Source organism: Echinicola sediminis, from assembly GCF_054777495.1.
The window spans coordinates 36,023-42,934 of record NZ_BAAHAP010000049.1 but is presented as its reverse complement, the minus strand read 5'-3'; the positions used below and the strand labels follow the sequence as shown (position 1 = coordinate 42,934).

Sequence of the window (6,912 nt, the reverse complement as noted above, 5' to 3'; positions counted from 1 at the left end):
TTCAGAAATTTTCTTTCCCATTTTCAAAAATTTTCTTTCAATTAAATACCATGAAATAACTGCCAAGAAGAATGACAGTACAAATTTTAAAATAAATGATTGATAAGGCCTTAAAGTTGAATGGGCATGAAACCATTTGAATACAGGCACATGCCACAAATAGAGCGCATAAGAGATTTTTCCGATCCGTACCAAAAGTTCATTTGACAAGCATTTGGCAAGTATGTGAGCAGGATTATGAAGCAAAGTCAGTATTAGAATGGATGTTACTAACCCAAACAGTGCTCGACTACCATTTTGAAGAATTGACCGAATTAGATCGCTGGGAAAAACACCTGAATACACTAGAATAGCTATACTCAATACAATAAAATAATTAGGCATTTTAACTGAATTAAAATGCCATCTCCATAAGGCAGCTAAAACACCTAATAATATGGACTCATGTAAAATTGACTGGTAGATAGCAGAAGCAAAACCTTCAAATTTGAGTATCAAAGACACTAACACAAAAAAAGAAATCAAAATTATCATATTTAATATTTTCATTCTTTTAACTAAAATCAAAAGAATTATCGGCCAAGCCATATAAAATTGCTCTTCCACCGCTAAAGACCAAGTATGCGCAAGTAGCGTGCTCTCACCACCAAAACCCCACACCCAACTAATATTATAGAAATAAAATAAAGAGGCTATAATTTCCTCTAAAATTGAGGTAGTTACTTCTCCTGAGGTAAATAAAAATGCATATAAAGAAACTATTAAAAGTAAAAAAATTAAGGCTGGAACTAATCTAAAAAACCTTCGTACATAAAATGCCTTATATGAAAAATTGTTGGTAATGTTTAATTCTTCTAAAATAAGTGTAGTAATCAAAAACCCTGAAAGAACAAAAAAAATATCTACCCCAATAATACCATTTTTCCCCAACTGAAAGTTAGCGTGGGTTAATAAAACAAAAATTATTGCTAATCCTCGTAAGCCATCTAACGAAGGGACATACCCTAATTTCTTCATTATTTTCGATCTTCTTTTAATCAAATCTTCATTTAATAAAAAAACTTTTATAGCCTTTCTCCCTCACCATTAGTCTGTATCCCATAAACCATGGAAAGTCAAATCAATCCTAGATTACCTGCTCACTAGGGCTTATGCTAATGCCAGCGGGAGGAAAACTTCACATTTGGCCACTTCTTCATTTTTGCCTTGCCGTATCCGAAGTATAAAATTCGCAATAACACAATTATTAACCCTATTTATTCCTCTCCCTAGTGATAGACCCCAAAGTACAGAAATATCAAAGTCTAATATCTAGCATCTAATATCTTCCCTATGCCACATCCGCAAATACCCTCTCCATCCTCCTGAAATAAAACATCCCAAAGATAAAAAGAACCCCTGCGACGATACTCCCTGGCCAGATCCATTCCCAAGGCATTGCCCTGTCCAGAAAGGCTGCCCGAAAACCTTCTATTACACCCACCATCGGATTGAGAATATAGAATACCCTGTATGTCTCGGGGACCGCAGTAGTGCTGTACACCACCGGTGCCGCGTACATTAAGAGCTGCACCAAAAAGGTCAGGGCGTGTTTTACGTCCCTGTATTGCACTGCCATGGCGGACAGGATCATTCCGATCCCCAAAGAGGCCAACAGCAATTGGATGATCAGCAGCGGAAGATAAAGGATCCCCCAGCCGGGCATGACCTGAAAGTAAACCAAAAAGCCAATGACGATCACAAAGGCAATAATGAAGTCCAAGAGTTTGGAAAATATAGCAGCCAGTGGCAACACCAATCGAGGAAAATAAACTTTAGTGATCATTCCCGCATTCTGTACCAGGCTATTGGCAGATTCTGTCAACGTACCGGAAAAGTAATTCCATGGCCATAAAGCCAAATAAGAGAACAAAATATAGGGCATCCCATCGGAATCCACCTTGGCCAGATTGCCAAAGACAATAGTAAATACCAAAGTGGTAAAAAGAGGTTGGATGATGGCCCAACCTACCCCCAAAATACTTTGGGCATAGCGTGCCTTGATACCACGAAGGGTAAGGAAGTACAACAAATCCTTGTACCGCCACAATTCCTTAAAGTCCACTAACCTCCAGCCTTTGGAGGGCTCGATTATTTTTGTCTGCAAAACCTACTGTGCTTTTACCTTGATAATTCCTATCGTTACTTAATTAACCATGGTCTGCGTCCCACAGACTTGTACATCATCTTTTTCCACACCCTGACCTTACCAACCAACCGCTTTCCTATCCCTGCCTTCACCAAACTCCCACTTCCCATCACAAAAACCCAAGGCAATACCGCTACTAAAAAGCGACTGCGCCAGTCTATCGTCATCAAGGTAGGACTAAGCAGGCTTACCATTACGAACACTCCGACCACCACCTTGATGTTTCGCATAATCTTATCAGAAAACATACATTTTATAAAGCCGATGTACATCGGAACCAAAATCATCAGCATGTACAGATTGTGCATCCAGGAATAATAAGGCCTGATATAAAACAGGTAATAAAAGAGCTTGGCCACAAACAGCTTGAAGGCGTACCACGGATTCATCACTACCACCAGAAACAATTGCAGTAAAGGTGGCCATGCAGGATCAGGGAGGTATAGCTGCTCAGGAACATCCAACTTCAACCAGGCCTCATGCTCTTCAAATGGCAATACCTCCAAATTATAGATAATTTCCCCTATTTGATAATCCCGGATAAAGGTAAAGGTAGAAAGCATAAAATTCGCCACGACCAGCAAGGAGAAAACAGTCGCTATCACCAAAAACAGCCTTACCGGCTTTGAGCTTATCCTATCCCATGATACCAGAACAAAGAGCACAAGCATTCCGGACAACAATGCTACCCCGGTGGGTTTTGTAAACAATGCCGTGAAAATGATTAAGGCTCCGGGAACCACCACTTTCCAGCCCCGATTTCCATACAGCCATTTTATAATAAAATACAGCGCCAAGGAATTCAATGAAATCAGTAAGGACTCGCAGTAAATTTCAAAATTCCAATAAGGAATCATAAAGAAGGCGAAAAAGCCCAGCCCTGCAATCAGTCCGGCTTGGGGATGATGATGTAGCTTTTTGGCACTGGCATAAATGCTGAGCATCGCCAAATAAGATAATACCAACTGTCCGATAACGACCATCCCAAGAGCATCATAAATACTGGTCATCCCGATAATGAACAAGGGATAGGCGATGTACCAAAACTCATGTGGCTTAAAAAAAATCCCCCGTTCTCTGATCTCTTGGGCATAGATAAGGTACCTATCGGTATCACTGTCTTCCATCACGCCCAGCTTGCTGTACCAGATACCATTAACTATAAGAAAGCCAAAAGTGAGGAAAAATAAATGAAAATAACCTTCGTCCCTCCCTCCTAAAGACCGTATGCTTTTCAAGCTATGCACTTTTTTGATAGCAATTTACTAATACCCCATATTTCATTTCAAATGGTCCTCTCATACTGTCCTGCGTCCCCACGGAACATTCCTGAAATTCATCCTTTAAAATTCCTGCAATGCAACCATCCTTTTAAAATCAGGGGAATCTTCCAATAGCTGGTCAAAACTGTTCATGCCTTTTATCGCTCCATTTGAGAGCAACACAATCCTATCGGCATGCTTTACCGTCGCTAGCCGGTGGGCCACGATTAAAATGGTATAGTGTCCTTTTAGTTGGACGATATTCTCCTGGATGATTTTTTCAGTTTCAGAATCCAAAGCCGATGTAGCCTCATCCATTATTAGTAGATCCACCTCCTTATACAGTTCCCTTGCGATGGATATTCGCTGCTTCTGTCCACCACTTATCAAAATCCCATTACTTCCCAATGCTGAATTCTCTTGAAGTTCCAGTCCTCTGACAAAATGAGCTATAGAGGCTCTCTCCAGGGCATTCCAAAACCTTTTTTCATTTTCAGGGGTTCTTGGAGCCCAAAAGGTAACATTATTATAGACGGTATCGGAAAAAATCACCGGTTCTTGGGTAATGTACCCTATTCTTTGTTGCCAAGACCTTAGGTCCAAGTCCTTTGTAGGAATACCATCTATGGTCATTTCTCCTGTTTCTACAGGTAATAGCCCGGCCAGCAGATTCACCAAAGTGGTTTTGCCACTTCCACTTTCCCCTACCAGGGCAATGGTTTCATTCTTCCGAATGGTTAAATCCAGGTTTTTTAATACAGGAACTTTACCATACCGGAAACTAACCTTGCTGAGTCCTATCTCTTGATGAAAGCCATTAAGCTTTGTAGCTCCAAAATGTTCCTTGTTTCTTTTCAGGTTTTTCAGAAACTCTTGAATATTATCCAAAGATCCAGAACTCATCAAAAAATTATTCCAAAAACCCTGCAAGCTCATCAAATAAGTCAGGGCCCGATAAAAGAACATTAAACTCAAAATAATCAGCCCCATGCTTTGGCCAAAGAAGGTGGTTTGCACCAAAATCACCAATACCACCACGCCAATGATCAATGGTTCCTTGCTTGCACTAAGTATGGCCGCATAGAAGCCAATTGCTTTGCTACTTCTATTGATCTCCTCTACGGACTTTTTTAACCTATCCGAAAAGGAATTAATGAGTCCCGTGGCTTTCAGGTATTTAAAAAAACCTACCTTTTGGATGAGAAGACCTTGGTACTGGTGACCTACGTGGGTAATTTCCCGCGAAGCTACTTTGGTCTTTTTATTGATAAAATTGAATAGATAGTTGGATGCCACACCGCCTATCATTACCAGCAAGGCAAACTGAACATTAGCCATAAATGCAAGAAAGCCATAAACCATGACCATAATTCCACTTTGTACGGTTAGAAAATAGGCATTATAAGCAGCTACTACCCCACCGACTTCTCCACTTAACGTGTTTTGTATCCGTCCGGAATCTTGGCTTACAAATGATTTATAGCTTAATTCACTCAGTCCCTCTATACTTTTGAAACGAAGGGATTGGACAAAATAATTTTTTATGATGATCTTGTAATAAGCCTCTATAAACCTTGCAATGCCCTTTACAGCAAAAAAGAAAAACATCACCAGTAGGACATGGGGCAAATTAAGCCCCAAGCCCAAAGCCTCCATTCCTTTGAAAATAAAATCCAAACTCCCCAGGTCTTCAGATTGGAGCGCCTCATTATTATCGGCCAACTTCAATAAGGGCAAAAACATGACCAACCCAAAGCCATCCAATAATCCTACAGAGATGTTTAGCCCAAAAGTGATGAAAATCCTATGCTTCAAATAACCGTAAAAAAACACGAAATGGGCAAAATACCGCCTGATAAGATTCTTCACAAAAAATCGCATTACCCCAGTTTAGACTTAATTTTATGGTAAACTTTTTCCAAAGACGTTTCGATGCTTTGGTCATCGGTTTGTACCGTCAAGTTTGGATTCAATGGCGCTTCATACACCGAATCAATCCCCGTAAAACGCTTGATTTCTCCCCTTCTGGCCCTTTCGTACAAACCTTTCACATCCCTTTTCTCACAAACCTCCAAAGGGCAATCCACATGCACCTCTATAAAATTTTCCGCTCCCACCAGCTCCCTGATCCATTGACGTTCCTTTTCAAATGGGGATATAAAAGCGGCAATTACAATCAATCCCGCATCCATCATCAGGCGACTGACCTCGCCCACTCTCCGAAGATTTTCTATTCTATCCTCATCAGAAAATTTAAGGTCTTTGTTCAATCCGGTACGAAGGTTATCGCCGTCCAGAAGATACGTCTTATAGCCCTCCGCAAATAAAGTTTGCTCTGTCCTACGTGCTAAGGTTGACTTGCCCGAACCAGACAATCCTGTAAACCATATCAGTAAGGGCTTTTGCTTAAGCAATAACACCCGGTCTTCCTGGGTAATTTTAAAAGTGGTGGGAAATACGTTTTGGTTCATTCTTTTGTAGTTCTCGAAAAAATCATAGGATTATCTGTAATTACACGAGTAAATTTATTCCTCAGCTCCAAGCTATTAACCTTCCACAAATTGGCCTATCAACCAAACAAGGGCACTTTGAAGCATCTCGCTACTTGATACCAGCTACTTGCTACTATTTATGCCTAATGCCAAATGCCGGTTCCAATCTTTACTCTTTCTTCTTTTCTCTTTATTCTGCAGGCTATACCCCCCTTCAGGGTCTGGGGGATATAATGGTAAATCGGAAAAAGCTCAAACTAAGTCTTTACAATTTCCCTCAGATTTTTTACGCGATCTTCAGGTCTTTAATTCTGTTAAAATGCTTTTTGTTAAACGTGAGCAAGGTCTCATCGTGGACAATACATGTAGCTGCAATAAAAATGTCTCTGAATTCAATCAATCTATTGTTTCGCTTTAATTGTCGATAAATTTCAGCTGCATTTAAAGCCACCGCATCAGTAAAATCCAATTTTTGGATAGGATCAGTAATTAAAAAAATCTCCTCTCTTTTTTGTGGTGTATTGGCACCTGCTAAAAGTTCAAACAAAGTAACAGTGGAAACGGACAATCTTTCCTCTTCATAGATATCATATAGCCTTGTCTTGGTTTTATCCTTTGCTCTCAAGTGCTCTATAAAAATCCCGGATCAATTACCATTCTTTGATATCCAACTTATTAATGGCTCCACTTGCTTCCTCAATAACTTTTATATCATCATCTGACCAAACAGATACCTTTGTTAAAACCTCCTTGTTTACCTCTTTTTTCTTTAATGGCGTTATTTTAACCCCCAAAGCTTCCAACAGCTGCTTCACCAATGGTGCCTTCCCTTTAGGGACATCAATAATCAATTTTTCCATAGCTACCCCCTTTCTCTAATTATACAAATTATTTCTAAAAATAATTTGTATAGATCCCACAAATTTGTCTTCCATTATTAAAAGCGAAACAAAAAGAATGAAAATTACTA

Annotated in this window: 7 protein-coding genes; all 7 read right to left on the bottom strand. The window is 39.8% G+C overall.

The annotated features are described in order from the left end of the window. A partial coding sequence (locus ACYVAA_RS13565) for an acyltransferase family protein (protein ID WP_460542564.1) occupies positions 1-1,017 on the bottom strand: 1,017 nt, incomplete at its 3' end. Between the two features lie 313 nt (positions 1,018-1,330). Next, positions 1,331-2,146 (bottom strand): ABC transporter permease, encoded by an 816-nt coding sequence (locus tag ACYVAA_RS13560; RefSeq protein WP_460542562.1) that lies wholly within the window; start codon positions 2,144-2,146, stop codon positions 1,331-1,333. 35 nt (positions 2,147-2,181) lie between these two features. Beyond that, a complete protein-coding gene (locus ACYVAA_RS13555) occupies positions 2,182-3,426 on the bottom strand; it encodes a hypothetical protein (protein ID WP_460542560.1) in 1,245 nt (414 codons plus the stop codon). 105 nt (positions 3,427-3,531) lie between these two features. Then, the gene (locus tag ACYVAA_RS13550) at positions 3,532-5,319 is read right to left on the bottom strand and encodes an ABC transporter ATP-binding protein (protein WP_460542558.1); all 1,788 of its coding nucleotides are present in this window, start codon (positions 5,317-5,319) and stop codon (positions 3,532-3,534) included. Between the two features lie 11 nt (positions 5,320-5,330). Next, positions 5,331-5,921: an adenylyl-sulfate kinase gene (gene cysC, locus ACYVAA_RS13545; protein ID WP_460542556.1), complete on the bottom strand. Its 591-nt coding sequence runs from the start codon at positions 5,919-5,921 to the stop codon at positions 5,331-5,333. Positions 5,922-6,228: 307 nt separating this feature from the next. Beyond that, positions 6,229-6,576: a type II toxin-antitoxin system VapC family toxin gene (locus ACYVAA_RS13540; protein WP_460542567.1), complete on the bottom strand. Its 348-nt coding sequence runs from the start codon at positions 6,574-6,576 to the stop codon at positions 6,229-6,231. A 16-nt stretch (positions 6,577-6,592) separates the two neighbouring features. Further along, positions 6,593-6,802 (bottom strand): hypothetical protein, encoded by a 210-nt coding sequence (locus tag ACYVAA_RS13535; protein ID WP_460542554.1) that lies wholly within the window; start codon positions 6,800-6,802, stop codon positions 6,593-6,595. Positions 6,803-6,912: the final 110 nt, after the last annotated feature.

Bases quoted from the DNA above. Each gene is read 5' to 3' on its own strand.
- ACYVAA_RS13535 (WP_460542554.1), bottom strand. From the start codon at position 6,802: ATGGAAAAATTGATTATTGATGTCCCTAAAGGGAAGGCACCATTGGTG.
- cysC (WP_460542556.1), bottom strand. From the start codon at position 5,921: ATGAACCAAAACGTATTTCCCACCACTTTTAAAATTACCCAGGAAGAC.